At 69.5% G+C, this 25,060-nt stretch carries 27 protein-coding genes; 10 read left to right on the top strand and 17 right to left on the bottom strand.

Features of this window, described 5'->3' with window-relative positions; genetic code table 11:
- Positions 1–6: 6 nt before the first annotated feature.
- The 10 genes from ubiU to AC3WQY_RS12655 all read right to left on the bottom strand — a co-directional run bounded on the left by ubiU (position 7) and on the right by AC3WQY_RS12655 (position 10,082).
- Positions 7–1,026: a ubiquinone anaerobic biosynthesis protein UbiU gene (gene ubiU, locus AC3WQY_RS12700; protein WP_285231678.1), complete on the bottom strand. Its 1,020-nt coding sequence runs from the start codon at positions 1,024–1,026 to the stop codon at positions 7–9.
- A gap of 111 nt (positions 1,027–1,137) precedes the next feature.
- Positions 1,138–1,839, bottom strand: coding sequence for a response regulator (locus AC3WQY_RS12695; protein ID WP_285231677.1), 702 nt, complete (start codon positions 1,837–1,839; stop codon positions 1,138–1,140).
- Positions 1,836–3,746, bottom strand: a complete 1,911-nt coding sequence (locus tag AC3WQY_RS12690) for a type IV pili methyl-accepting chemotaxis transducer N-terminal domain-containing protein (RefSeq protein ID WP_285231676.1) — start codon at positions 3,744–3,746, stop codon at positions 1,836–1,838. Before AC3WQY_RS12690 ends, AC3WQY_RS12695 begins: the two co-directional genes overlap by 4 nt.
- A 55-nt stretch (positions 3,747–3,801) precedes the next feature.
- Positions 3,802–3,999 (bottom strand): hypothetical protein, encoded by a 198-nt coding sequence (locus tag AC3WQY_RS12685; RefSeq protein WP_285231675.1) that lies wholly within the window; start codon positions 3,997–3,999, stop codon positions 3,802–3,804.
- 143 nt (positions 4,000–4,142) lie between these two features.
- Positions 4,143–5,828, bottom strand: a complete 1,686-nt coding sequence (locus AC3WQY_RS12680; protein ID WP_492708828.1) for an MFS transporter — start codon at positions 5,826–5,828, stop codon at positions 4,143–4,145.
- A gap of 208 nt (positions 5,829–6,036) precedes the next feature.
- A complete protein-coding gene (locus tag AC3WQY_RS12675; protein ID WP_492708826.1) occupies positions 6,037–7,662 on the bottom strand; it encodes a hypothetical protein in 1,626 nt (541 codons plus the stop codon).
- On the bottom strand, positions 7,659–8,594 hold the full coding sequence (locus AC3WQY_RS12670; RefSeq protein WP_492708824.1) for an ATP-binding cassette domain-containing protein: 936 nt from the start codon (positions 8,592–8,594) through the stop codon (positions 7,659–7,661). Before AC3WQY_RS12670 ends, AC3WQY_RS12675 begins: the two co-directional genes overlap by 4 nt.
- Before the next feature lie 108 nt (positions 8,595–8,702).
- Complete coding sequence (locus AC3WQY_RS12665; protein WP_492708822.1) at positions 8,703–9,347, bottom strand: 2-hydroxychromene-2-carboxylate isomerase; 645 nt, start codon at positions 9,345–9,347, stop codon at positions 8,703–8,705.
- A 7-nt stretch (positions 9,348–9,354) separates the two neighbouring features.
- Positions 9,355–9,576 (bottom strand): DUF1289 domain-containing protein, encoded by a 222-nt coding sequence (locus tag AC3WQY_RS12660; protein ID WP_285231665.1) that lies wholly within the window; start codon positions 9,574–9,576, stop codon positions 9,355–9,357.
- On the bottom strand, positions 9,573–10,082 hold the full coding sequence (locus AC3WQY_RS12655) for a YbaK/EbsC family protein (protein WP_492708820.1): 510 nt from the start codon (positions 10,080–10,082) through the stop codon (positions 9,573–9,575). Before AC3WQY_RS12655 ends, AC3WQY_RS12660 begins: the two co-directional genes overlap by 4 nt.
- Positions 10,083–10,144: 62 nt before the next feature.
- Between AC3WQY_RS12655 and AC3WQY_RS12650 the strand changes: the two genes are divergently transcribed.
- A complete protein-coding gene (locus AC3WQY_RS12650) occupies positions 10,145–10,471 on the top strand; it encodes a DnaJ family domain-containing protein (protein ID WP_492708818.1) in 327 nt (108 codons plus the stop codon).
- On the opposite strand, the gene AC3WQY_RS12645 is transcribed toward AC3WQY_RS12650, so the two are convergent.
- Entirely contained in the window at positions 10,468–11,139 is a 672-nt protein-coding gene (locus AC3WQY_RS12645) for a TetR family transcriptional regulator C-terminal domain-containing protein (RefSeq protein ID WP_492708816.1), read from the bottom strand. The genes AC3WQY_RS12650 and AC3WQY_RS12645 overlap by 4 nt on opposite strands.
- A gap of 135 nt (positions 11,140–11,274) precedes the next feature.
- Between AC3WQY_RS12645 and AC3WQY_RS12640 the strand changes: the two genes are divergently transcribed.
- From AC3WQY_RS12640 to AC3WQY_RS12620, 5 genes are all read left to right on the top strand, one after another.
- Positions 11,275–12,636 carry an NAD(P)-dependent oxidoreductase gene (locus tag AC3WQY_RS12640; RefSeq protein ID WP_285231659.1) on the top strand — a complete coding sequence of 454 codons (1,362 nt, stop codon included), beginning with the start codon at positions 11,275–11,277 and terminating at the stop codon, positions 12,634–12,636.
- A 3-nt stretch (positions 12,637–12,639) separates the two neighbouring features.
- Positions 12,640–13,947: an NAD-dependent dihydropyrimidine dehydrogenase subunit PreA gene (preA, locus tag AC3WQY_RS12635; RefSeq protein ID WP_492708814.1), complete on the top strand. Its 1,308-nt coding sequence runs from the start codon at positions 12,640–12,642 to the stop codon at positions 13,945–13,947.
- Between the two features lie 82 nt (positions 13,948–14,029).
- A complete protein-coding gene (locus tag AC3WQY_RS12630; RefSeq protein ID WP_492708812.1) occupies positions 14,030–15,526 on the top strand; it encodes an NCS1 family nucleobase:cation symporter-1 in 1,497 nt (498 codons plus the stop codon).
- Between the two features lie 18 nt (positions 15,527–15,544).
- On the top strand, positions 15,545–17,014 hold the full coding sequence (gene hydA, locus AC3WQY_RS12625; RefSeq protein ID WP_492708810.1) for a dihydropyrimidinase: 1,470 nt from the start codon (positions 15,545–15,547) through the stop codon (positions 17,012–17,014).
- A gap of 11 nt (positions 17,015–17,025) precedes the next feature.
- Positions 17,026–18,279, top strand: a complete 1,254-nt coding sequence (locus tag AC3WQY_RS12620) for a Zn-dependent hydrolase (protein ID WP_285231655.1) — start codon at positions 17,026–17,028, stop codon at positions 18,277–18,279.
- 8 nt (positions 18,280–18,287) lie between these two features.
- On the opposite strand, the gene AC3WQY_RS12615 is transcribed toward AC3WQY_RS12620, so the two are convergent.
- Positions 18,288–18,677 carry a hypothetical protein gene (locus AC3WQY_RS12615; RefSeq protein WP_285231654.1) on the bottom strand — a complete coding sequence of 130 codons (390 nt, stop codon included), beginning with the start codon at positions 18,675–18,677 and terminating at the stop codon, positions 18,288–18,290.
- A 153-nt stretch (positions 18,678–18,830) separates the two neighbouring features.
- Here AC3WQY_RS12615 and AC3WQY_RS12610 point away from each other — a divergent pair, with 153 nt between their 5' ends.
- Positions 18,831–19,331 carry a thioesterase family protein gene (locus tag AC3WQY_RS12610; protein WP_285231653.1) on the top strand — a complete coding sequence of 167 codons (501 nt, stop codon included), beginning with the start codon at positions 18,831–18,833 and terminating at the stop codon, positions 19,329–19,331.
- On the opposite strand, the gene AC3WQY_RS12605 is transcribed toward AC3WQY_RS12610, so the two are convergent.
- Genes AC3WQY_RS12605 through AC3WQY_RS12590 form a run of 4 tightly spaced genes read right to left on the bottom strand, consistent with a single transcriptional unit; the run spans position 19,316 to position 22,153 of the window.
- Entirely contained in the window at positions 19,316–19,981 is a 666-nt protein-coding gene (locus AC3WQY_RS12605) for a helix-turn-helix transcriptional regulator (protein WP_492708807.1), read from the bottom strand. The two genes, AC3WQY_RS12610 and AC3WQY_RS12605, sit on opposite strands and share 16 nt — an antisense overlap.
- Positions 19,978–21,270 (bottom strand): MFS transporter, encoded by a 1,293-nt coding sequence (locus AC3WQY_RS12600; RefSeq protein WP_492708805.1) that lies wholly within the window; start codon positions 21,268–21,270, stop codon positions 19,978–19,980. Before AC3WQY_RS12600 ends, AC3WQY_RS12605 begins: the two co-directional genes overlap by 4 nt.
- Positions 21,271–21,283: 13 nt before the next feature.
- Positions 21,284–21,700 (bottom strand): VOC family protein, encoded by a 417-nt coding sequence (locus AC3WQY_RS12595; protein ID WP_492708803.1) that lies wholly within the window; start codon positions 21,698–21,700, stop codon positions 21,284–21,286.
- 27 nt (positions 21,701–21,727) lie between these two features.
- On the bottom strand, positions 21,728–22,153 hold the full coding sequence (locus AC3WQY_RS12590) for a VOC family protein (RefSeq protein WP_285231649.1): 426 nt from the start codon (positions 22,151–22,153) through the stop codon (positions 21,728–21,730).
- A 141-nt stretch (positions 22,154–22,294) separates the two neighbouring features.
- Here AC3WQY_RS12590 and AC3WQY_RS12585 point away from each other — a divergent pair, with 141 nt between their 5' ends.
- Entirely contained in the window at positions 22,295–22,771 is a 477-nt protein-coding gene (locus AC3WQY_RS12585; protein WP_492708802.1) for a protein-tyrosine phosphatase family protein, read from the top strand.
- Entirely contained in the window at positions 22,771–23,382 is a 612-nt protein-coding gene (locus tag AC3WQY_RS12580) for a pseudouridine synthase (RefSeq protein ID WP_492708800.1), read from the top strand. The genes AC3WQY_RS12585 and AC3WQY_RS12580 overlap by 1 nt, the downstream gene beginning before the upstream one ends.
- On the opposite strand, the gene AC3WQY_RS12575 is transcribed toward AC3WQY_RS12580, so the two are convergent.
- On the bottom strand, positions 23,361–24,062 hold the full coding sequence (locus tag AC3WQY_RS12575; RefSeq protein WP_492708798.1) for a hypothetical protein: 702 nt from the start codon (positions 24,060–24,062) through the stop codon (positions 23,361–23,363). The genes AC3WQY_RS12580 and AC3WQY_RS12575 overlap by 22 nt on opposite strands.
- Before the next feature lie 33 nt (positions 24,063–24,095).
- On the opposite strand from AC3WQY_RS12575, the gene AC3WQY_RS12570 reads away from it, so the two are divergent.
- A complete protein-coding gene (locus AC3WQY_RS12570) occupies positions 24,096–24,872 on the top strand; it encodes an SDR family NAD(P)-dependent oxidoreductase (protein ID WP_492708796.1) in 777 nt (258 codons plus the stop codon).
- Positions 24,873–25,060: the final 188 nt, after the last annotated feature.

Raw genomic sequence — 25,060 nt, 5'->3', positions numbered from 1 at the left:
ATTCCCTCAGCGCCATGGCCGCTCATACGCACCCAGGGTGCTTTGCTGGCCCTCGGCCCAGCGCGCCAGCTCGGCGCTCCAGGCGGGCGCCACGGCATAACGCGCATCCGACGCGGCCATGTCGATGGCCTGGCGCCAGACCTTGGTGACGCCCGCCACATAGCTGGGGCTGCGCTGGCGGCCCTCGATCTTGATGGCCTTGACGCCCGCCTCGATCAGCTGCGGCAGCAGCGCCAGCGTATTCAGGCTGGTGGGCTCTTCCAGCGCGTAGTCGCGCTCGCCCTCCACCAGGAAGCGGCCCTTGCACAGGGTCGGGTAGCCGCGCGGCTCCTGCGGGGCATAGCGGTCGATCAGCACGCCGGACAGGCGCGCATCCACGCCCTGCGGCCCCTCCAGCCATTGCACCGCCGCGGGTGGCGAGCACACGCCGGCGGTGTTGGGCGACTGGCCGGTGACGTAGGACGAGAGCGCGCAGCGCCCCTCCACCATCACGCACAGGCTGCCGAAGCCGAACACCTCGATCTCCACCCCGGTGTGGCGTATCACATGCTGAACCTGGCTGAGCGTGAGCACGCGCGGCAGCACGGCGCGCTGGATGCCGTAGCGCTCGCGGTAGAACTCGATCGCCTCGTAGCTGGTGGCCGAGGCCTGCACCGAGAGATGCAGGCGCAGCTCGGGATGGTGCGCGCGCGCATAGGCCAGCACCGCGCTGTCGGCCACGATCAGGGCATCTGCGCCGAGTTCGGCGGCGCGGTCGACGGCGCGGCGCCAGGGCCCGTCATCGCGCGCATCGGCATAGGTGTTGAGCGCCATCAGCACCTGGCGGCCGCGCGCATGGGCATAGCTCACGCCCTCGCGCACCTGGGCGTCGTCGAAGTTCAGGCCGGCGAAATTGCGCGCGTTGGTGGCGTCCTTCAGCCCGAGGTAGACGGCGTCGGCCCCGGCATCGATGGCCAGGGTGAGGGCACGCAGCGAGCCGGCGGGGCAGACGAGGTCGGGCTTGGGGTGGGGTGCGGGCGAGGCCATGAATCACAGATAGTCGCCGCGGGGCGGCAAGGCTGTGAAATCTAGGCGCATGCCCGCGGCATGGTTTTGTGCTGTCTCAACAGCCCGACTTGCTCGCGATCAAGCGCGCCGTCACTGCCCGCTGAACAGGCCCCGTTCGCTGGCCCACACCGCCACCTGCACACGCGAGCTGAGGTCCAGCTTGCGCAGGATGTGCTGCACATGGATCTTCACGGTGGTCTCGGCGATGTCGAGGGTGCGCGCGATCTCCTTGTTGCTGGCGCCGCGCGCGATCTCGCGCAGGATGTCCTGCTCGCGCGGCGAGAGCGTACCGAGGGCGGCGTCGCGCTCGGCCTGGCTGGTGGCCGCCGCACCCGCCGTCGGCGCCGCCACGCTGGCCTTGAAGGCGCGCACCAGCTTGTGCGTCATCTCGGGGCTGACCACCGATTCGCCGCGCACCGCGCGCCGTATCGCCGCGGCGAGCTCCTGGCCGTCGATGGTCTTGAGCAGATAGCCCACCGCACCGGCGCGCAGCGCGGCGGCCAGGTCTTCCTCGTCCTCGCTGACGGTCAACATGATGAAGCGCGTCTCGGGTGCGGCCTCCAGCAGGCCCGGCAGCAGATCGACGCCGCGCACGCCCGGCATGTGGTTGTCCAGCAGCATCACGTCGGGCCTGAGCGTGGCCACATGGCGCAGCGCCTCGCTGCCGTCGCTGGCCTCGCCCACCACGTCCAAGCCCTCCTCATGGGCCAGCAGGGCGGTGAGGCCGCGGCGGAACAGGCTGTGGTCGTCGACCACCATGACGCGGATCTTCTCCTCGGGCAGCTTGCTCATGCGCTTTCTCGTTGCGGTTCATGCGTGTCGGCCTGGCGCTCCTGGCGCGGCGGCAACAGCAGGGTGACCTGGGTGCCCTGGCCGGCCGAACTGCGGATCTCCAGGCGCGCGCCGATGCGGGCGGCGCGCTCGCGCATGATATGCAGGCCCACATGGGTTTCATCGGCGGCGTCGCCGCTCTGGTCGAAGCCGGCGCCATCGTCCCAGACCTCGAAGCGCCATTGCGGCCCCTGCAGCACGCGCAGCTCGACGCTGCGCGCACCGGCATGCTTGCGCACGTTCGAGAGCGCTTCCTGCACGATGTGCAGCACCTGGATCTGCTCGTCGGGCGGCAAGGGCACGCCCTGGCCGGTGACCACCAGGCGCGCCGTCAGCCCGCTCTGCAGCTCGAACTTGGAGAGCGTGGTGCGCAGCGCATGCTCGATGTCCTCATGGCCGGCGCGGGTGCGGAAGTGCAGCAGCAGCTCGCGCACATCGGCATAGCTCTCGCGCACGCCGGCATCGATCTCGCCCAGGGTGCGCTCCACCTCCTCGGCGCGCTGCTTGGCCAGCGCGCTGCGCAGCAGCTGCACCTGGATCTTCAGAAAGGCGAGCGACTGCGCGATCGAATCGTGCAGCTCCTGGGCCAGCAGATTGCGCTCCTCGCTGATCGCCATCTCGCGGTCGCGCGCCGCCAGCCGCAGGTTCTCCAGCTGCGAGGCCACCTGGCCCACCAGGGCATCGAGCAGATGCCGCTCGGCCTCGGGGATGGGGCGCTCGCCGTAGAAGAACAGCTCCACCTCGCCATGGGTGCGCTGCTGGGTGCGCATGGGGATGGCGACCACGGTCTGGTAGCCGGCCGCCTCGCAATGCCGCAGCGTGCGCGGGCCCAGCTGACGGATCGGGATGACGCGCGCACCGGGCGCCGTTTCGAGATGCTCGCCGCAGGCGCATTCGCCCACGCGCACGCAATGCTCGGCATCGCGCATCTGCTGCGGCAGGCGCACCTGGCCCAGCAGCAGCAGGCGCTCGCCGTCCTCGGTGGCCAGGCGCACGGCGGCGGCGTCGGCACCGGCGATGCGGCAGATCTTCTGCGCAAAGCTCTGCGCCAGCTCTTCCATGCTGTCGTGGTTCTGCGCCGCCAGCAGGGCCACGTCGTAGAGCGCGGCCAGGCGCTCGTTCTGCTGCGCCAGATTGGCGGTCTTGGCCGCCACCTTGGCCTCCAGGCCCGCATAGGAGCGCTGCAGGGCGTCGGCCATCTGGTTGAAGCCCTGGGCCAGGCTGGAAAACTCCTCGACCGAATTACGCTCGTCGATGCGCTGCGAGAAGTCGCGCGCCGCCATGGTGGCCAGGCCGTCGCGCAGGCGCTGCAGCGGCCGCACGATCCACATCAGCGTGCCCGAGACGAACACCACCGAGGCCGCCGCCACCAACACGACGAGGCCGAAGCACAGCCCGCCCAGCAGCGCGGTGCGGGTGGCGATGGCATGCTCGATGGCCGAGACGAAGCTGTCCACCGTGGTGACGAACCGGTCGGCCTGCTGGCGCAGCGCCGGCCCGCCCTGCTCCGCCAGCAGCTTGGCACGCAGCGGCTGCCAGGCGCGTTCGACCTCGGCAAAGCGCTCGATGCAGGCCTGGTTGTCGGGGATGAAGAGCGGGCGCGAGGGGTCGCCCTCGCGCAGATTGCGCACCATCGCGTCGAAGGCCGCGACGCCATCGGGCAACTCGGCCTGGCCGCCGGTCTCATGCGCCAGCGTCAGCCGGTAGGTCATCATGCGCATGCGCCCGGCCTCGTTGATCGCGCCGGCGCCGCCCTCCAACTGCCAGGAAACCCATAGCGTGAAGGCGATCGAGGCCAGAGCCACCGTCAGAAAGGTGGTCTGGATCAGGGCGAGCTTACCCGCCAGGCTGCGTAGGAGCTTGCGCATGGCGACACCCTAAGGTGCCGCCCCGGGTCAGAGCTTGATGAAGATCAAGCCGGCCTCAGTTGGAGGCGGCAGATGCCGGTGCCGCGGCGCTGGCGGCATCCGCGGCCGGGGTGGCGGCCGGGGCCGAAGCCTCGGCGTGCGGCGCCGAGACATCATGCTTCTCGCCACCCATGTCGATATTGCCGCCACTCTTGGTCAGCACGAAGAGCGCCAGGGCGGCAAAGATCACGAAGGCGACGAGCAATTTCCACATGGTGTCTGTCTCAGGAAGAGGTGAATGCCGACATTCTTGCCCTGCAAGCTGACAGCAGTCTGAGTGCAGCGCGCGCGCAAGAAAAAAGGCAGCCTGGGCTGCCCTTTTGGGTTGGCTGCAGGCGCGCTGCAGTCAGGTCGACATCAGTCGTGCGCGTAGATGTCCACGTCCTTGGTCTCGCGCACAAACAGCAGGCCGATCACCAGGGTCATGGCGGCCACGCCGATGGGGTACCAGAGGCCGTGGTAGATGTTGCCGTTCTGCGCCACCATCGCGAAGGTGATGGAGGGCAGCAGGCCACCGAACCAGCCATTGCCGATGTGGTAAGGCAGGCTCATCGAGGTGTAGCGGATGCGGGTCGGGAACAGCTCCACCAGCATCGCCGCGATCGGGCCGTAGACCATCGTCACGTACAACACCAGCACGAACAGGATCGCGATCACCATCGGCTGGTTCACCTTGGCCGGATCGGCCTTGGCGGGGTAGCCGGCAGCCTTCATCGCGTCGCCCAGTTCCTTCTTGAAGGCGGCGATGCCCTTGGCGCTGGCCTCGTCGAACTTGTGACCACCCGCGGCAACGCTGGCGTTCAAGCCGTTGATGACCTTGTCGCCGACCTTGATCACCGCGACGGAACCGGCCGGGCCGGGCAGCGTCTCGTAGCTGGCAGAGGACTGCGCCAGCGCGCGCTTGGCGATGTCGCAGGAGCTGGTGAAGTCCACCTCACGGGCAATCGGGCTGCCCTGGAAGGAGCAGGTGCTCATGTCCACCGTCAGCGAGATCTGGGCGGAGGCTTGCGCCTTGGCCAGGTCCGGGTTGGCGGCGTTGGTGAGTGCCTTGAACAGCGGGAAGTAGGTCACGCAGGCCAGCAGCAGGCCGGCCATGATGATGGGCTTGCGGCCGATCTTGTCGGACAGCGTGCCGAACACCACGAAGAAGGGCGTGCCCAGCAGCAGCGAGACCGCCACCATGATGTTGGCCGTGGACGAATCCACCTTCAACACGCTGGTCAGGAAGAACAGCGCATAGAACTGGCCCGAATACCAGACCACGCCCTGGCCGGCCACCAGGCCGAACAGCGCCAGCGCCACGATCTTCAGGTTCTTCCACTGGCCGAAGGACTCGGACAGCGGTGCCTTGGAGGTCTTGCCCTCGCTCTTCATCTTCTGGAAGGCGGGCGATTCGTTCATCGACAGACGAATCCAGACGCTGATGGCCAGCAGCAGGATCGAGACGATGAAGGGCACGCGCCAGCCCCACTCGCCGAAGGCCTGCTCACCGATCATGGTGCGGGTGCCCAGAATCACCATCAGCGACAGGAACAGACCCAGCGTCGCGGTGGTCTGGATCCAGGAGGTGTAGGCACCGCGCTTGCCCTGCGGGGCATGCTCGGCCACATAGGTGGCGGCGCCACCGTACTCACCGCCCAGCGCCAGGCCCTGCAGCATGCGCAGGCCGATCAGGATCACCGGGGCGGCCGATCCGATGGTGGCATAGGACGGCAGCACACCCACGATAAAGGTCGACAGACCCATGATCAGGATGGTCACCAGGAAGGTGTACTTGCGACCGATCATGTCGCCCAGGCGGCCGAACACCAGCGCGCCGAAGGGGCGCACGATGAAGCCCGCGGCAAAGGCCAGCAGCGAGGCGATGAAGGCCGCCTGCGGGTCCAGACCCGAGAAGAACTGCTTGGCGATGATCGGAGCCAGCGAACCGTAGAGGTAGAAGTCGTACCACTCGAACACCGTGCCGAGGGAAGAGGCGAAGATGACCTTCTTCTCTTCCGCCGTCATCGGCGTGTTGGTCGACACTGCAGTTGCAGTTGCCATGTGAGAAGTCTCCAGTAGAAGCGTCGTGGAGAACCACCGCCCGGTGATCCTTGGGGGCGACTGTGAGCCCCTCCTCTGACCCGTCTCTGACGCGAGACTGAACGCTGGCTGACGAAACCCGCAGCAACCCTAGGCCACTGTTTCTCCATGCGAAATTTGAGCCCCATCAAGGGTAAGCACCGAGCGCACCACACTGCGCCGCGGCGGCTCAGGCCCAAGCTTGCTCGAGGCGGCGCCGCGGCATCAGCTCGCCCGCAGCCCAGGCCAGCAGGGCCAGGCCGGCGTAGACCGGCGCGCCGCTCAGCAGCGGGTCCAGCGGGGTCAGGCCTTGCCAGCCCAGCAGCAGCCACAGCATGGCCACGCTCTCGCCCAGGTGCGGGCCACCACTCCATGCGCCCAGGCTGATCAGCAGGGCCGGCAGGAACAGGCAGGCGGCCGCGGTGGCCAGCAGCAGCTCCCAGCGCCCCGCCGCCAGCATTGCCAGGCCGGCACCGCCGCACAGCGCGAGGCACAGCAGCACGCCCGCAGCGAACAGCGCCAGCCGCTGGCTGCGGCCACCGCAGGCGCTGCTGCCCAGCAGCGCGCCGGCGTCATGGGCGGGCGCACGGCCACCCGCCGGTGCCAGCATCAGCGCCGCCCAGGCCAGGCTGGCCAGCAGCAGATCATGCTGGGCGCGCGCGCCCGTCAGCAAGGCGCCGGCCACCATCAGCGCGAGCGCGCCGGCCTGCCACCAGCGCGGCTGGCGCAGCAGCAGGCGAAGCTCCGCCCACAGCAGCGGCCCGAAGCGCCGCAAGCCCGGCGGCAGGCGCAGCACCTGGCGCAGGCGGCCGGCACCGCGCGGCTCGGCCTCGGCCAGCTCCGCCAGCGTGGCGGCGGCCGGCACGCCGCGCTGTTTGCGGCGCGCCAGCGGTTCGGCCGCCGGCATGCGCCGGCCACGCGCGACATAGGCGGCATGAAAGCAGGCCGCCAGCCCCAGCAAGCCGGCCGCGGGCAGCACGAAGGCCCATTGCGTCAGCACCTGGCGAGCGGTCCAGGCCATGCCGTTCCATTGGAAGACGCCCTGTTGGCGCAGCTGCGTGGCGCTGGTGAAGCCCGAGCCCAGGGTGTAGCCGGGCAGCTTCTCCTGCGGCACCTGGCTCAGCAGCGCGGCGCGCATATCCGGCACCAGCACCGAGATGCCCAAGGGCTCGGCCGCGCCGCGCTCGCTGCGCAGCACCGCCTGGCTCATCAGCACGCCCAGCAGCAGGACGACCACGCCATTGCCCAGCGCGCCGCGCATCCAGGGCAGGCTCTCGAACACCAGGCTGAGCGCCGCCAGCAGCATCAGCAGCGGCAGGCTCAGCACCAGGAAGGGGCCCAGCAGGGCCGTGGCCGCCTGCCAGGGGCCGGCCATCGCCACCTGCGCCAGCCCCGCCGGCGGCAGGAACTGTTGCAGCACCGCCATCGCCAGCATCACCAGGAGCATGCTCAGCAGCAACAGCAGATGGCTGAGCCATTTGCCCAGCATGTAGCGCAGCACGCCGAGGCCGGTGCTGCCGAGGATCTGATCCAGGCCCGAACGCGCGTCGCGCTGCACGCCGCCCTTGATCAGGAAGTAGCCGAACAAGCTCATCATGGTGTTGAACACCAGCGCCATCTGCGCGCCCACCCAGGCCGCGTTGTGGGCGCCGCGGTAGCCGCCCACGGCCAGCATCATGTCGCCGCGCAGCACCAGGCCGGCCAGCGCGCCGCACAGCAGCAGCGCCAGCACAAAGCCGCGGCCGCGGCTGCGCTCGCGCAAGTCCGCCAAGGCCACCGGCCAGATCGGCGCCAGCCAGCGCAGCGCCCCGCTCATGCGGCCTCCGCCTGGGCAGCACGCGGGCGCGTGGCCCACAGATAGGCGTCTTCGAGATTCGGCTCGGCGGCGCGCGCATCGATGTGCGGCGCCACCGGGCTCAGCACGCGCAGCTGCATGCCCTGCGGGCGCTTGAGCATGCCCGCCACCAGCCAGCGCTGGCGCAGCGCTTCCACGTCCTTGAAGGGCACGGTCCACAGCCACACCTGGCCCTGCAGCGCAAAGGCCAGCGACTCGGCCGAGTCGCGCGCGATCAGGCGGCCGCCGGCCATCATCAGGATGTCTTCGGCGGTGGCCTCAAGGTCGGAGACGATGTGGGTGGAGAGCAGGATGATGCGGTCCTGTGCCAGCTCGGCCAGCAAGTGGCGGAAGGCTGCCCGCTCGGCCAGATCGAGCCCGATGGTGGGCTCGTCCAGGATCAGCAGCTCGGGGTCGTTCAACAGGGCCTGGGCAATGCCGACACGCTGGCGCATGCCGCCCGAATAGCCGCCCAAGGCCTGCTTGGCGCAATGCTGCAGATTCAGCAGCGCGATCAGGTCGTCGATGCGCGCCCTGGCGCTGCGCGGCGACAGGCCCTTGGCCGCGGCCAGATAGCCGAGGAACTCGATCGCATTGAGCTGCGGGTAGACGCCGAAGTCCTGCGGCAGATAGCCCAGCCGCTCGCGCAAGACCTGACCCCAGTGCAGGCCGCCGGTGGGCACGCGCTCGCCCTTCCAGCAGATCTCGCCGGCGCTGGGCGTGCTGAGCGTGGCCAGCATGCGCAGCAGCGTCGACTTGCCGGCGCCGTTGGGCCCCAGGATGCCGGTGATGCCCGGCTGCAGCAAGGCGCTGAATTCGCGCAGCCCCCAGAAGCCGCCGGCGTACTGCTTGCCGAGGCCCTTCAGCTCCAGGCTGGGTGGGCATTGTTGCGATGGTGTTGGCGTAGCCGACATGATGGCTCCCGAACGATGTGGAAGCCATGCTAGGAACTCGGCGCCGGGGCGTCGCGCGCCTTGCGACCAATTGCGCAGCGCCCGGCATGCGCTGCAGAGAGCCCCGCTTCAGCCGCGCTGCACCCCGGGCGGCGCCGCGCCGGCCGCCTCCCAGGCGCCGCCGTCGAACCAGGCATCCCCCCGCAGGCAGGCCGCCACCATGGGCAGCGCGTCCAGCCCCCAGAACAGCCGGCCCTCGAGCTCCAGCGTGGGCACGCCGAACACGCCCGCCGCCAGCGCCGCATCGGTGGCGCTGCGCAGCGCCTGCTTGACCGGCTCGCCCTCGGGGTCCTGCACCAGGGCCAGGTCTTGCCTCAGGTCGGCCAGGCGCTGCGGCTCATTGGGGTCGGCGCCGGCGCCGCGCCAGACATGGCGGAAGATGCGCTCCACCGCCAGCCGGCTCGGCGTGCGGCCCGGCTCGGCGCTGGCCCAGGCGAGGCGCAGCAGGGCCAGCGGATTGAATGGATGCGGGGTCGGCAGCTGCATCGGAATCTGCAGCTGGTGCGCGTGCCAGGCGATCTGGCGATAGGTCCAGGCGCGCTTGGCCGGGATCTCCGCCGGCCCCTTCTGGCCCCCGGCCTTGAGCAGCGCGGCGAACAGGATGGGCACGTAATCGACGCTGTAACTCTGGCCCGCCAGCGCCTCGGGCAGGCGCTCGAAGGCCAGCGCCGCATAGGGCGAGATCGGGTCGAAATAGAAACGGATGTGCTTCATAGGCTGCTCAGATGCTGGGTTCGGCGGCGGTGTAGATGCCCTGCTCCACCAGCAGCGCGCGGCGCGGCGGCAGCGCGGCGAGGATGGCCAGGCGGCTGGCGTCGTCGGCGCGCGACCAGGCGGCGATCTCGGCGATGGTGCGCGCGCAGCCCTCGCAAAAGCCGCTCGCCTCGTGCATGCGGCAGACATTGGTGCAGGGCGAGGCGACGCGTGCGGGCGTATCGCTCATGCCTGTACCACATCGATGACGGGCGCGCCGGTGAGCTGCACCAGCTCGTCCGGGCGCATGCGGAACACGCCATTCGGATGACCGGCGGCGGCCCAGATCAGCTCGAAGCGGAACAGCTCGCGGTCGATGAACAGCAGCGGCGGCGCGGCATCGCCCGTCGGCGCAAAGCCCAGCGGCGAGACGCCGCCGATCGAGAAACCGGTGCGCGCCTTCACATAGTCGGCATCGGCGCGGCCCAGCGGGCCGGTCAGCTCCTTGAGCTTCTTCTCGTCCACGCGCCTGTCACCCGAGGCGATCACCAGCACCGCCTGCTCGTCGACCTTGCGGCGGAACACCACGCTCTTGGCAATCTGGCCCAGGCTCACGCCCAGCGCGTCGGCGGCCTCCTGCGAGGTGCGCGCCGCCACCTCCAGCCAAAGCGGTGCATGGCCATGCTGGCGATCACGCAGCGCCGCGCTGACGCGTTGAAAACCTTCGGGACGGGTACTGATATTCGGATCTTGCATGGACGGCATTCTGGCAGGCCTGGGCGACCCCTGCCGGCGTCGGGCCAAGGCAGAATCGGCCCATGCAAGACGACGAGATCGCCCGGCACCTGGAACATGCGCGCAAGTCCGGCGAACTGCGCCAGGCGGAGCACTTTGGCAAGCCGCTGGACGAGGACGCTGGCTATCTGGCCACACCGGATGGCCTGCGCATGCCCTTCAAGATCCTCAAGAACGCCGGCTTCGTGCCGCCCGAGGTCGAGCGCATGCGCGAGCGCGCCACGCTGGCGGCGGCCCTGCAGGCCTGCGCGGACCCGGTGGAACGCCAAGCGCTGCAGCAGCGCTTGAGCGAACTCGAACAGGCGATCGCGCTGCGACTGGAAGCGCTGCGCCTCAGCGGGAGGCTCTAGGGCTTGAGCGCCCCCCACACCATGCTGAAGATGACGCCTTCGGCAGCGGCAAAGTCGCCCCCCTCCAGCGCCGGCTTGCCGAGCAGCATGGCGTACTGCGGCCCCAGATCGGCATAGGCCTGGGTGCACGACCAGATGCTGAACATCAGGTGGCGGAAGTCCAGCCGCGCCACGCGCTGCTCGCGCGCCCAGCGCTCGAAGGTCTGCACATCCGCGTTCAGCGCCGGCAAGACCTGACCCTCGATCGCATCGCGAAAGCGCGGCGCGCCGGCCATCACCTCGCGCGCAAACACCTGCGAGCCGGCCGCGCGCTCGCGCGAGAAGCGCAGCTTGGCGGCGATGTAGTCGCGCAGCGCGGCCTCGGGGTCGGTGCCGCCGACGATGCCGGCCATGCGCTCCAGCCACTCCTTCAGCACCTCGTCGAGCACCACGCGGTAGAGCGCCTCCTTGCTGGGGTAGTAGTAAAGCAGGTTGTGGCGCGAGAGGCCCAGGGCCGCCGCGATGTTCTCGAGCGAGGCGCCTTCGAAGCCGTATTGCGCAAACTGGCGCTCGGCCTCGGCACGGATCTGGGACTCTTTTTGCAGACGCGCGGCGCGCGGTGCGGCCGGGTTCTTGGCGATGGGCTTGAGCTCGGGCTTGGGAGGGGTGGCGGGCGCGTTTCTGGGCATGGCGCGGATTATCAGAGTGCATGCCCGCCCCGGCGTGGTGCTACGGGAATCTACCAGCTGGTTAGTTTTTACCAGTTGGTAAATCATTCCTCACGGCTGCCGCGATTGGCGGCCCGCCACGACCAGGGAGAACCCATGGACCAGCGATCCGCCAGCGCCGATGGCATCCAGGCCGCGCGCCTCAGCGAGGCCGAATACGCGCACAACTTCGCCGACGCGCACCCGCCGCTGACGCGCCACCAGGCCCTCATCGAGGCCGAGCGCTGCTACTACTGCTTTGATGCGCCCTGCACCACCGCCTGCCCCACCGGCATCGACATTCCCAGCTTCATCGCCCGCATCGCACAGGGCAACGAGCGCGGCGCGGCCGAGGCGATCCTGAGCGCGAATCCGCTCGGCGGCATGTGCGCCCGCGTCTGCCCCACCGAGGTCCTGTGCGAGCAGGGCTGCGTGCGCCATGGCAACGAGAGCAAGCCGGTGGAGATCGGCCTGCTGCAGCGCTATGCCACCGATGCCTTCTTCGCCAAACCCGTTTCTGCGCAAAACCCACCACTCTTTACCCGCGCCGCTGCCACCGGCAAGCGCGTGGCGGTGGTGGGCGCCGGGCCCGCCGGCCTGGCCGCCGCCCATGGCCTGGCGCGCGCCGGCCATGAGGTGACGCTGCTGGAGGCGCGGCCCAAGCTGGGTGGCCTGAACGAATACGGCCTGGCCAGCTACAAGACCACCGATGGCTTCGCACAGAAGGAAGTGGAGTGGCTGCTGTCCATCGGCGGCATCGGCGTGCAGTGCGGCCAGGCCCTGGGCCGGGACTTCAGCCTGCAAGACCTGACCCTGCAGTACGACGCGGTGTTCCTGGGCCTGGGCCTCGCGGGCGTGAATGCGCTGGGCGTGGCCGAGCCGGCCCTGCATGGCCTGCGCGACGCGGTCGAGTTCATTGCCGAACTGCGACAGGCGGCCCGCCCCAGCGAGGTGGCGGTGGGCCAGCGCGTGCTCGTCATCGGCGGCGGCATGACGGCGGTGGACGCCGCGGTGCAGAGCCGGCTGCTGGGCGCGCGCGAGGTCAGCATCGTGTACCGCCGCGGCCAGCCGCAGATGGGGGCCTCGGCGCATGAGCAGCAATGGGCGCAGACCAATGGCGTGGCGCTGCGCACCTGGGCGCGGCCGCTGCAGGTGCTGGGCAGCGAGGGGCGCGTCACCGGCATGCGCTTCGCCGTCACCGCCGAGCGCGACGGCCAGCTGGTGGACACGGGCGAACAGTTCGAACTGCAGGCCGATATGGTGCTCAAGGCCATCGGGCAGAAGCTCATTGGTGATCCGCTCTCGCCCACCATCGAAGTGCAGAACGGCCGCGTCAAGACCGATGAGGCCGGCCGCACCAGCCATCCCAAGGTCTGGGCCGGCGGCGATTGCCGCCTGGGCGGGCGCGATCTCACGGTCGAAGCCGTGGAGCACGGCAAGCTGGCCGCGATCTCCATCGATCAATTCCTGAGGGCTTGAGCCATGGCTGACATCCGCAGCAATTTCCTGGGCATCCAGAGCCCCAATCCCTTCTGGCTGGCCTCGGCCCCGCCCACCGACAAGGAGATCAACGTCACGCGCGCCTTCGAGGCGGGCTGGGGCGGCGTGGTCTGGAAGACCCTGGGCGAGGATCCACCGGTGGTGAACGTCAGTGGCCCGCGCTATGCCACGCTGATGAGCCAGGACCGGCGCGTCATCGGCCTCAACAACATCGAGCTCATCACCGACCGGCCGCTGCGCACCAATCTGGAGGAGATCCGGCGCGTCAAGCGCGCCTGGCCGGACCGCGCCATGATCGTCTCGCTGATGGTGCCCTGCACCGAGGCCAGCTGGAAAGCCATCCTGCCGCTGGTGGAAGACACCGGCGCCGACGGCATCGAACTCAACTTCGGTTGCCCGCATGGCATGAGCGAGCGCGGCATGGGCTCGGCGGTGGGCCAGGTGCCCGAGTACATCCAGATGGTCACGGCCTGGTGCAAGCAGTACACAAAGCTGCCGGTGATCGTCAAGCTCACCCCGAACATCACCGACGTGCGCCAGCCGGCGCGCGCGGCCAGGGCCGGCGGCGCGGATGCGGTCTCGCTCATCAACACCATCAACTCGGTGATGGGCGTGGACCTGGACCGCATGCTGATGAACCCCAGCACCGACGGCTGGGGTTCGCACGGCGGCTATTGCGGCCCGGCCGTGAAGCCGATCGCGCAGAACATGGTGGCCGAGATCGCGCGCGACCCCGCCACCGCCGGGCTGCCGATCTCGGGTATCGGCGGCATCAGCAACTGGCGCGATGCGGCCGAGTTCATCGCGCTGGGCTGCGGCACGGTGCAGGTCTGCACCGCCGCCATGGTCTACGGCTTCAAGATCGTGCAGGACATGTGCTCGGGCCTCTCCAACTTCATGGACGAGAAGGGCTACCGCAATCTCGACGCGATGATGGGGCTGGCCGTGCCCTCGGTGAAGAACTGGAACCAGCTCAACCTCAACCACGTGGAAAAGGCCGTCATCAACCAGGACAGCTGCATCCAGTGCGGGCGTTGCCATGTGGTGTGCGAGGACACCTCGCACCAGGCCATCACGGCGATGGATAAAGAGGGCCGGCGCTACTTCGAAGTGATGGAAGACGAGTGCGTGGGCTGCAATCTCTGCGTCTCGATCTGCCCGGTGCCCGACACCATCACGATGCGCGCGCTGCAAGCCGGTGAGATCGATGCGCGCACCGGCGAGCCGGTACGCGCGGGCTATGCCAACTGGACCACGCACCCCAACAACCCCATGCGAGCGCCGGCCTGACAGGGTTATCCACGTGGCGCCCCCTGGCGCCTGGGCACAGAGTTTGCTCACCCTGAATACCATCAAACACGGAGTCAGCAGCATGGTTGAACCAAGAGCAAGCAGCAGCACCGGTAGCAGCGACTTGTGGAACGAGGACCTGGCGCCCACCAGCACCGCCCAGCGCACCTGGCGCTGGTACCACTTCGCCGCCCTGTGGGTGGGCATGGTGATGTGCATCCCCGCCTACACCCTGGCGGCCAGCCTGATCGAGTCCGGCATGAGCTGGAACCAGGCGGTGCTGACGGTGTTCCTCGGCAACCTGATCGTGCTGGTGCCCATGCTCTTGATCGGCCATGCGGGCGCCAAGTACGGCATCCCCTATGCGGTGCTGGCACGCGCCTCCTTTGGCACCAGTGGTGCCAAGCTGCCTGCCCTGTTGCGCGCGCTCGTCGCCTGCGGCTGGTACGGCATCCAGACCTGGTTTGGCGGCATGATGATCTACACCCTGGCGGGTGTGCTGATCGGTCATCCGCTGGAGGGCGACAAGCTGCCCGGCCTGGGCATCAACCTGGCGCAGTTCGGCTGCTTCCTGGCCTTCTGGGCGATCCAGTTCTACTACGTGGTGCATGGCATCGACGCGATCCGCAAGCTCGAGACCTATACCGCGCCGGTCAAGATCATCATCTGCTTCGTGCTGCTCTACTGGGCCTATGACAAAGCTGGAGGCTTCGGCCCCATCCTCGACCAGCCCTCGGCCTTTGTGGAAGGCGGCAAGAAGGCCGGCCAGTTCTCGGCCGTGTTCTGGCCCTCGCTGACCGCCATGGTGGGTTTCTGGGCCACGCTGGCGCTCAACATCCCCGACTTCACGCGCTTCGCCAAGTCGCAGCAGGACCAGATCGTCGGCCAGGCCATCGGCCTGCCAGCGCCCATGGGCCTGCTGGCCGCGCTGGCGGTGTTCGTGACCTCGGCCACGGTGGTGATCTACGGCAAGGCGATCTGGGACCCGGTGGACCTGGCCAGCCGCATGACCGGAGCCGCGGTGCTGATCGCGCTGATCGTGCTGCTGATCGACACGGTGAGCGTCAACCTGGCCGCCAATCTGGTCGGCCCGGCCTACGACTTCTCGGCGCTGGCGCCCAAGGCCATCAGCTACAAGACCGGCGGCTATATCACCGCCAGCCTGGCCATCCTGATGATGCCCTGGAAGATCCTGGAATCCACCCAGGGCTATATCTTCACCTGGCTGATCGGCTACTCGGCCCTGCTGGGGCCGGTGGCGGGCATCCTCATCGTCGACTACTACCTGCTGCGCAAGACCCGGCTGGACGTGGCCCAGCTCTACCAGGAGCGCGGCGCCTACAGCTATGCCGGCGGCTGGAACTGGGCCGCGGTGGCCGCCTTCGTGCTGGGCGTGCTGCCCAATGTGCCGGGCTTTCTGAACGCCGCCTTCCCGGCCGCCTTCCCCGAGGTGGCGGACATCTTCAAACAGGTCTATACCTATGCCTGGTTCATCGGCCTGGGCATCGCGGCGCTGGTGTATCGCGTGGCGATGGCGGGCAAGGTCAACGAACAGGGCTTGGCGCTCAAGCGCGCCTGAGCTATCAAAGGACTCCTCATGGCTTCTTCTTCAGCACTGCTGATACGTGGCAGCACCGTTGTCAACGCCGACCGCGAATGCCAGGCCGATGTGCTGTGCGTGGGTGGGCAGATCGCGGCCGTGGGCGCGAGCGCACAGGCGCAGGCCCCGGCCGGCACGCCGACCCTGGACGCCAGCGGCCAGTACCTGCTGCCCGGCGGCATCGACCCGCATACCCATATGCAGCTGCCCTTCATGGGCACGGTGACGATGGACGACTTCTTCACCGGCACCGCGGCGGGCCTGGCCGGTGGCACGACCTCCATCATCGACTTCGTGATCCCGAATCCGCAGCAGCCGCTGATGGAGGCCTATCGGCAGTGGCGCGGCTGGGCCGAGAAGTCGGCCGGCGACTACGGTTTCCACGTCGCCGTCACCTGGTGGGGCGAGAGCGTGCATGCCGACATGGCCACCCTGGTGCAGCAGGAGGGCGTGAACAGCTTCAAGCACTTCATGGCCTACAAGAACGCCATCATGTGCGACGACGAAACCCTGGTGAACAGCTTCAAGCGCGCGCTGGAGCTGGGCGCCATGCCCACCGTGCATGCCGAGAACGGCGAGCTGGTCTATCTGCTGCAACAGGAAGTGGCCAAGATGGGCATCACCGGCCCCGAGGGCCATCCGCTCTCGCGCCCGCCCATGGTCGAGGGCGAGGCCGCGAACCGCGCCATCGCGATCGCCGACGTGCTGGGCGTGCCGATCTACATCGTGCATGTCTCCTGCATCGAGGCGGCCGAGGCGATTGCCCGGGCGCGGGCGCGCGGCCAGCGCGTCTACGGCGAGGTGCTGGCCGGCCATCTTTTGATCGACGACAGCGTCTACCGCCACCCCGATTTCGCCACGGCCGCGGCCCATGTGATGAGCCCGCCCTTCCGCCCCAAGATCCACCAGGAGTTTCTGTGGCGCGGCCTGCAATCGGGCCAGCTGCACACCACCGCCACCGACCATTGCACCTTCTGCGCCCAGCAAAAGGCCGCCGGCCTGGAGAACTTCGCCAAGATCCCGAACGGCTGCGGGGGCATCGAGGAACGCATGGCGGTGATCTGGGATGCCGGCGTCAACAGCGGCCGGCTCACGCCTGCTGAGTTCGTGGCCATCACCTCGGCCAACACGGCCAAGCTCTTCAACCTCTACCCGCAGAAGGGCTGCATCGCCGCGGGCGCCGACGCCGATCTGGTGCTGTGGGACCCGCAGGGCACCAAGACCATCTCGGCACGGACGCAGCACTCCAAGGGCGACTTCAATATCTTCGAGGGCCGCACGGTACGCGGCATTCCCAGCCATACCATCAGCCAGGGCCGCGTGGTCTACGCCCAGGGCGACTTGCGTGCCGAAGCCGGCGCCGGCCGCTATCTGAAGCGCCCCGCCTTCGGCCCAAATTTCCAGGCCGCCAAGGCCCGCGCGCAAGACCTGGCACCCACGCCGGTCGATCGCTCGGCCAAGCGCTGAGGAGCAATCACATGGACACCATCGCCCGCCCCGACATCGGCACCCTGCGCGTCAACGGTGAGCGCCTCTGGGCCTCGCTGATGGAGCTGGCCCAGATCGGCAAGACCGACAAGGGCGGCGTCTGCCGCCTCGCCCTCACCGAACTCGACCGCCAGGGCCGCGACCTGGTGCTGCGCTGGGCGCGCGAGGCCGGCATGACGGTGACGGTGGACAAGATCGGCAACGGCTTCATGCGCCGGCCGGGGCGCAACAACGCCCTGCCCCCGGTGGTGACCGGCAGCCATATCGACACCCAACCCACCGGCGGCAAGTTCGACGGCAATTACGGCGTGCTGGCCGGGCTGGAGGTGGTGCGCACCCTCAACGACCATGGCATAGCAACCGAAGCCCCGATCGAGGTGGCGTTCTGGACCAACGAGGAAGGCTCGCGCTTCGTGCCGGTGATGATGGGCTCGGGCGTGTTCGCCAAGGCCTTCACGCTGGAGCATGCCTATGCCGCCACCGATACCGAGGGCAAGAGCGTCAAGGCGGAGCTGGAGCGCATCGGCTATATCGGGCCCGAGGAACCCGGCGCCCATCCGATCGGCAGCTATTTCGAGACCCATATCGAGCAGGGTCCGGTGCTGGAGGATCACGACGTCACCATCGGCGTGGTGACCGGCGTGCTGGGCATCAAATGGTATGACTGCACCGTCACCGGCATGGAGGCCCATGCCGGCCCGACCCCGATGGCGCTGCGCAAGGATGCGCTGCAGGTGGCCACGCGCCTGATGCAGGACGTGGTGGCGGTGGCGCATCGGCATCCGCCGCATGGTCGTGGCACGGTCGGCATGGTGCAGGTGCACCCCAACAGCCGCAACGTCATCCCGGGCCGCGTGAAGTTCAGCATCGACCTGCGCAATGCCAGCGACGCGCTGGTGGAGGCGATGGACGCCGACATCCGCGCCTGCGCCGCCCGGCACAGCGCCGAAAGCGGCCTGCCCATCCAGATCGAGCTGGTCTCGCATTACCCCGCCCAGCCCTTCCACGCGGACTGCGTGCAGGCGGTGGCGCGTGCGGCCGAGAAGCTGGGTTATTCGAACATGCCGGCCGTCTCGGGCGCCGGGCACGATGCCGTCTACATGGCGCGCCTGGCGCCGGCGGGCATGATCTTCATCCCCTGCAAGGACGGCATCAGCCACAACGAGATCGAGGATGCCAAGCCCGAGCACATCACGGCGGGCTGCAACGTGCTGCTGCACGCGATGCTGGAGCGCGCCGGCTGATCGTTCAGTCAGTCATGGCCATGGCCGTGACCATGGCCACGCCCGTGGCGGTGCTCGTGGCGATAGTTCTCGCGCACCCACTCGTCGCGCACAAAGTACACCGGGCGGTCGCAAGCGCCGTACTGGCGGCAGTAGTCGCGCCAATGCCGCACATGGGGTTCCGGCGCATAGATGTACATGGGCCGGTAGGCCACGGCGGCCGGCTGTACCAGCACCGTCTGCGGATAGTAGACACGCGGGATCTGCTGCGGCCCGATATCGATGCGGCCATACACGCCGGGCTGGGCCACCGAGAGGCTGAAGCCGATCTCGGGCGAGCGGTCGTAGGCGAAGGCGGCGCCCGAGGCCAGCGCGGCCGAGCACAGCAACAGGCGAGGCAACAAGGCGGTCAGTTTCATGGTGATCTCCGGTCAATGCGTCATCAACGCCCAGCGCAACCATCCTGCCGACCGGCCACACATTCTTTTACAGCTGCGAGCTGTCGCCAAGGCGCCAGCGGCCGAGGGTCAGCCCTCAGTGCCAGGGAGGCGACGCTGGGCTAAGTTCGAGGCATGACCAGCGACCAAGCCACTGCCCCGCAGCCGCCCCGGCAAAGCATCTTCGAGCCCGAGTTCACGCAGCGGCTGTGCGAGATCTTTGAAGAACATATTGCCTTCAACCGCGTGCTGGGCCTGCAGATCGACGCGCTGGAGGCCGAGCAGGTGCTGGCCCATATCAGCATGCGGCCCGAGCTGATCGGCCATTTCACCCACCAGCGCCTGCACGGCGGCGTGATCAGCGCCACCCTGGACGCGATGGGCGGGCTGGCGGTGATGGCCGCCATCGGCGCGCGCCACCTGGACGAGCCGCCGCTGCAGCGCCTGCAGCGCTTCGGCAAGCTGGGCACCATCGACCTGCGCATCGACTATCTGCGCCCCGCCACCGGGCCGCTGTTCCGCGCCCGCGCCCAGGTGCTGCGCCTGGGCAGCCGGGTGGCCAGCACGCGCATGGAATTCCTGGACGCTCAGGGCCGGCTGCTGAGCACCGGCGCGGCCGCCTACATCGTCTCCTGAACCGCGGCGCGCGGCCGGGCCGCGCGGATGCGGTAGGCGCAACGCCTGGCACCGGCCTGCAGCAGGTGCTCGCAGCGCTCCACGCTCGCCGCCTGCGCACCCAGCAGGGCACGGAACAGGGCCAACTCGGAGCGGCAGAAGCCCTGGCAGCTGCTGGCCGCGGCGCAGATCGGGCAATGGTCCTCGATCAGCAGCCAGTCGCTGCCATCGCGCTCCACGCGCGCCAGATAGCCCTCCTCGGCACGGATCTCGGCCAGGCGTCTGAGCCTGGCGGGCAGGCTGCGCGCACCCTGCAGGCGCTGCTGGTAGCTGGCCAGCATGTCGCGTTCGCGCGCCGCGATCAGCTGCTCCAGCGCGGCCGGCCCGAACAGCTCGGCGGTCTGCCGGATCAGCTGCACCGCCAGCTCGCCATGGCGATCGGGAAAGCGGCCATGGCCCATCGCGCTGAGGCGCCAGATGCGCTTGGGGCGGCCCGCCGTGCCGCCGGTCCTGACCTCGTCCTCGGCCTCCACCAGGCCCTGCGCCAGCAGGCCCTGCAACTGCTTGTGCGCCCCCATCGGCGTGATGGCGCAGGCCGCCGCCAGCGTGGCGGCGCTCTGCGCCCCGCGGCTCTTGAGCTGGTAGAGCAGGCGCTCGCTGGTGGCGTTCATGGCGCGCGCCCCCCAACCTGCTGATGCTGCTGCAGTTCGCGCGCCGCCAGGCGCAGGAGTTGCAACGCGGCCGCGCCGCACATCAAGCCGCCCAGGGCCATGATCCAGCGCACCGAGAGCAGGGCCAGCGCGCCGCCCACCAGGGCGATCGCCACGTTGGCGATGCAGAACACCGTGGACAGCAAGCCCATCACCCGCCCCTGGCCATGGGCGGCAAAACGCTCCGACATCCAGGCCGGCAGCAGCGCGTTGTAGAGCGCCAGCGGCAGCCCCGAGAGCATGATCACCGCCAGCCCGACGGGGCCCGGCACCAGGGCCAGCGCGCCGATCAGCAGCGCGGCGCCCAGCGCCGCCTGCGCCGCCGCCCGCAGCGGGTGCCCGCCCTGGGTGAACCGGCGCAAGGGCCAGCGCCCGGAAAACACGCTGGCCAGCGTCATCACCGCGCATTGCCCCGCCGTCACCCAGGCGATGCCGCGGCCGTCCAGGCCCAATTGCTCCAGCAGCCAGAGCGGCGAAAACTCATACAGGGCGTTGACCCCCAGGGTCAGGCACAGCTGCATCGCAAACAGGGCGGCCAGCAGCGGGTCGCGCGCCAGCAGGCCCAGGGCCTGTTGCTCGCGCATGGCGCGCAGCAGCTGCAAGGGGCCGCTGGCCGCGGGCGAGGCCGGCACGCCCAGGCCCAGCACCAGCAGGCAGGGCAGCATGGCCAGCCCCGCCAGCACGAAGGGCACGGGCTCACCCCAGCCGAGCGTCAGCCCGCCCACCAGCGGCCCCAGCAGCCAGCCCATGTAGAGCGCGGCATTCAGCAGCGCAAAGGCGCGCGTGCGGTCGATCTGCCCATGCATGTCGGCAAGCAGGGCGCGCGCCACCGCCACATTGCCCTCGGTGAGCCCGGTGACGAAGCGCGCCGCGACGAACAGCAGATACCAGCGCTGCTGCAACGCATAGGCGGTGAGCAGATAGCCGCCCAGGGTGGCCAGCAGGGTCACCGCCAGCACGGCACGGCGGCCATAGCGATCCGACAGCGGCCCGATGAACAGGCTGCCGATCAGGATGCCCAGCGGATTGGCGGCCAGCGCGAGGCCCATCAGCAGCTTGGGATCCAGGCCCGCAAAGCGCGTGAAGGCATCGGCCGGCCCGTGCACGAAGATGGGCGCCAGGATGGGGTATGGCATCGCCACCCCCATGGTGCTCAGCAGGCCCAGCAGGCAGACGGCCCACAGCACCAGCTGCGGATGCTTGATGGCGGGCGGCGGCTCGGCCGCGAGGCTGGCAAGGCTGGCGCTCATGCGAGGTCCCGGCTCATGAGGCCGGCTCATTGCGCCAGGCCGCGCATTGCAGCACCAGCCGGTAGCCGTCCGGGTCCTCGAAGCTGCGGCCACGCTCGTCCCAATAGGGATTGAAGGCCGCCACCCGGCGGAAGCCCGCCGCCAGCAGGCGCGCGCAGGCGGCCTCCCAGGCGGCCGGCTCGGGCAGGTAGAGCACCAGCAGATCCTCGGGCGTCGGCCGCGGCGCCACCGGGTGCTGGCGGCACTGCGTGAACTCCAGGTGATAGGCCGCGCCGGGCTGGCCGAGCATGCAACCGTCGAAGCCCGCGTGGTCGGCGAACTCGCCCAGGCGGCTCAGGCCCAGGCCGTCGATATAGAGCGCGACGCTGCGCCGCAGATCGGCGACCGGGCGCGCAATGCGCAGATGGGGATGCGCTGCTTGCGAAGCCATCATGGCGGGTTCCGTACGCACAAGCGCTTATGCCGAGGCCTGGGCCGGGCCCTTCAGCTCCACGCCGTTGCCGTCGGGGTCGCGCAGATAGAGCGAGGGGCCCTCGCCCTCCGCACCATAACGTTGACCATACTCGCCCACCTCGACACCGGCAGCCTCGAGCGCGAGACGCAGCCGGGCCTCGTCGAAGCTCGCCACGCGCAGCGCGAAGTGATCCATATTGCGCCCCTCGGCGCCTGGCCCGCTACCGCCGGCACGGCCCAGCTTGCCGTCCAGGGGCAGCAGGTCGATGAGGGCGGCGCCGGCGCGCAGCTGCACCAGGCCGATCTCGTCCTGGCGACGCTCCAGGCTGCAGCCCAGCACGCCGACGTAGAAGGCCAGCGCGGCGTCCAGATCGCGCACCCGCAAGACCACATGGTCCAGGCCCAGCAACTGCAGATTCACCACACCCATCGCGTCCTCCAAGGCTTAGCGCCGATGGCCGGCATCATGCCTGCGCCGTCGAATTAAATAAACGTTTGGTTTATAAACCATGAAGCAGCCAGGCCCATGCCGCGGCTGACAGAGCGGGCCGGCGCAAGTGACAATCCGGCCATGCCATTCCGCTCTCTGCCCCTGCCCTCTGCCATCAGCGGCCGCCTCTGGCTGCAGTCCATGCCCGGCCGCCTCGAGTCATGGGGCGCTTTTCTCGACGAGGCGCGCCTGCGCCAGCTGCACCTGGTGGTGTGCCTGAACCCGCTGGACGAGGTGGCGCAGCTCTCGCCCGCCTACCACAAGGCCATCGCCGAGGGCCGCCTGCCGTTTCGCTGGCAGCATCTACCGATGCGCGATTTCGGCCTGGGCGCCGACCCGGCGGCCTTCCGCCAGGGGGTGGAGCAGCTGACGCACAGCCTGGTGCTGGGCGAGCAGGTGCTGCTGCATTGCGCCGCCGGCATCGGCCGCACCGGCACGGTGGCGGCCTGCGTGCTCAAGGGCCTGGGGCTGGAACGCGAGGTGGCGCTGGCGGCGGTGCGCGCGGTGGGCTCGAATCCGCAGTCGGCCGCGCAGTCCGGCTGGGTCGACCAGTTCTGATGAACCTGACGCTGCTGCACGCCGATGCGCGCCTGATCGTCGTCAACAAGCCCAGCGGCCTGCTCTCGGTGCCCGGCCGCGGCCCCGACAAGCAGGATTGCGCCAGCGCGCGCGTGCAGCAGCAGTGCGCGGATGCGCTGATCGTGCATCGGCTGGATCAGGCGACCTCGGGCCTGCTGCTGCTGGCGCGTGGGGCCGCGGCGCAGCGCGAGCTGAGCCAGGCCTTCGCCACGCGCCGCGTCGGCAAGCGCTATGTGGCGGTGGTGGCGGGCCGGCTGGCGCAGGACGAGCTGGAGATCGACCTGCCCCTGCTCACCGACTGGCCCAACCGGCCGCGCCAGATGGTGGATGCGCAGCGCGGCAAACCCTCGCAGACGCGGTTGCGTGTGCTGGCGCGCACGGCCGACAGCACGCGCGTGGAGCTCGTGCCCCTCACCGGCCGCACCCACCAGCTGCGCGTGCACCTGATGGCGATCGGCCACGCCATCCTGGGCGATGCGCTCTACGCCAGCCCCGCGGACGCGGCGCGCGCACCGCGCCTGCTGCTGCATGCCAGCGAGCTGGTGCTGGAAGACAGCGGCCAGCGCTTCTACTGCGCGCCGGACTTCTGAAGCGCCAGCAGGGGTTCGCGCAGGCGCGCCGAAAAATCGGCCGGCGCGACATACTGCAGCAGCTCCTTGCCCTTGGGGTCCAGGCTGATGGCCAGGCCCAGCGCGGGATAGAGCCAATGCTCCAGCCCCTGCAGCTGCAGGCGCTCGGCGGGGGCGCCGAAGCGCTGCTGCACCAGCGCCGCGTCCAGCTGCAGCGCCGGGATCAGGCTGATGCCCCGCAAGCTGGCGCCATCGGCCAGGGCCAGGTCTTGCGCGGCCAGGGTGTAGCGGTGCGCCCCGCTGGCCAGCGGCTCGATCTTGCTGGCGCGTTCGCGCAAGCCCTGCATCTGCGGCGCCGGCAGCGTGGCGCTGAAGATCAGGCGCCCGCTGACGAAACCGAGCTGGACGTTATCCACATAGGCTTCCAGCGTCGCGGCGTCGGTGCCGTCGACGAGCAGCGCGAGCTGGAAGTTGTCGGGCCAGCGCGCCCGCGCGTCCGCCAGCCGGCCAGGCCCCAGCGCCAGGCCGAACACGCGGCTGCTGCCATCGGGCAAGGCCTGCACCTGCCAGGGCAGGTCGTGCTCCGGCACGGCCCCGGGCACAGGGCCCCTCACCATCTGCCACAGGGCCGGTGCAAAGGCCAGCGCGAATATCGCCGCGACCGCGAGGCCCAGCCAGACAAACATCTTCTTCTGCGTCATGGCCGCCACTGTAGCTTGCCCTACCATGCGCCCATGAACACCCTCACCGATCTCACCATCGTCACCGGCGCCTCGCGCGGCATGGGCGAGGCGATAGCCCGCCAGCTGCTGGCGCCGTCGCGGCAGCTCATCGGCATCGCGCGCCAGCGCAGCGAGGCCTTGCAGGCCGAGGCCGCGCGGCTGGGCGCGCCGCTGCAGCAATGGACGGCCGATCTGTCCGATCCCCTGCCCGCCGCCGAACAGCTGCGCAGCTGGCTGAGCCAGCAGGACGGCCAGGGCTACCGCAGCCTCACCCTCGTCAACAACGCGGCCGCGGTGAGCCCGCCCGGCCCGGTGGACGAATTGCCGCTGGCCGAGCTCTCGCGCACCCTGCGCGTCAGCCTGGAGGCGACGCTGCTGCTGAGTGCCGCCTTCCTCGACGCCACGCGCGCCTGGCCGGGCAACCGGCGCATCCTCAACATCTCCTCGGGCCTGGGGCGCCGCGCCATGGCGGCCAGCGCCGGCTACTGCGCCGCCAAGGCCGGCATGGACAACCTGTCCGCCGCGATGGCACTGGACGAGGCCCACAAGCGCTGCCAGGGCTTGAACGGCGCGCAGATCGTCTCGCTGGCGCCCGGCATCATCGACACCGACATGCAGACCCAGCTGCGCAGCGGCGACCCCAGCAAGTTCCCCGACCAGGCACAGTTCGCCAATTTCAAGCGCGAGGGCCTGCTGGCCAGCCCCGACGAGGCGGCCGCGCGCATCCTCAAGATCCTGGCGCGCCCCGATTTCGGCAGCAAGGTGCTGGCCGATGTGCGCGACGCTTGAATTGCCCCCACCCGACCCCATATGCCCGCCACGGCCGTCGATGGCCGCAAGGAGATGAAGACGTGAAACATGGATTGCTGATCGCCACCCTGGTGGCCGCCCTGAGCCTGAGCATGCTGAGCCCGGACGCCGAGGCCAAGCGCATCGGCGGCGGCGGCTCCGCTGGCATGAAGCGCACGGTGCCGACC

This window comes from Roseateles sp. FW301-B2, from assembly GCF_058788955.1.
Note: the sequence above shows the minus strand (reverse complement) of the source record. Positions and strands in the feature narration are given on the sequence as shown.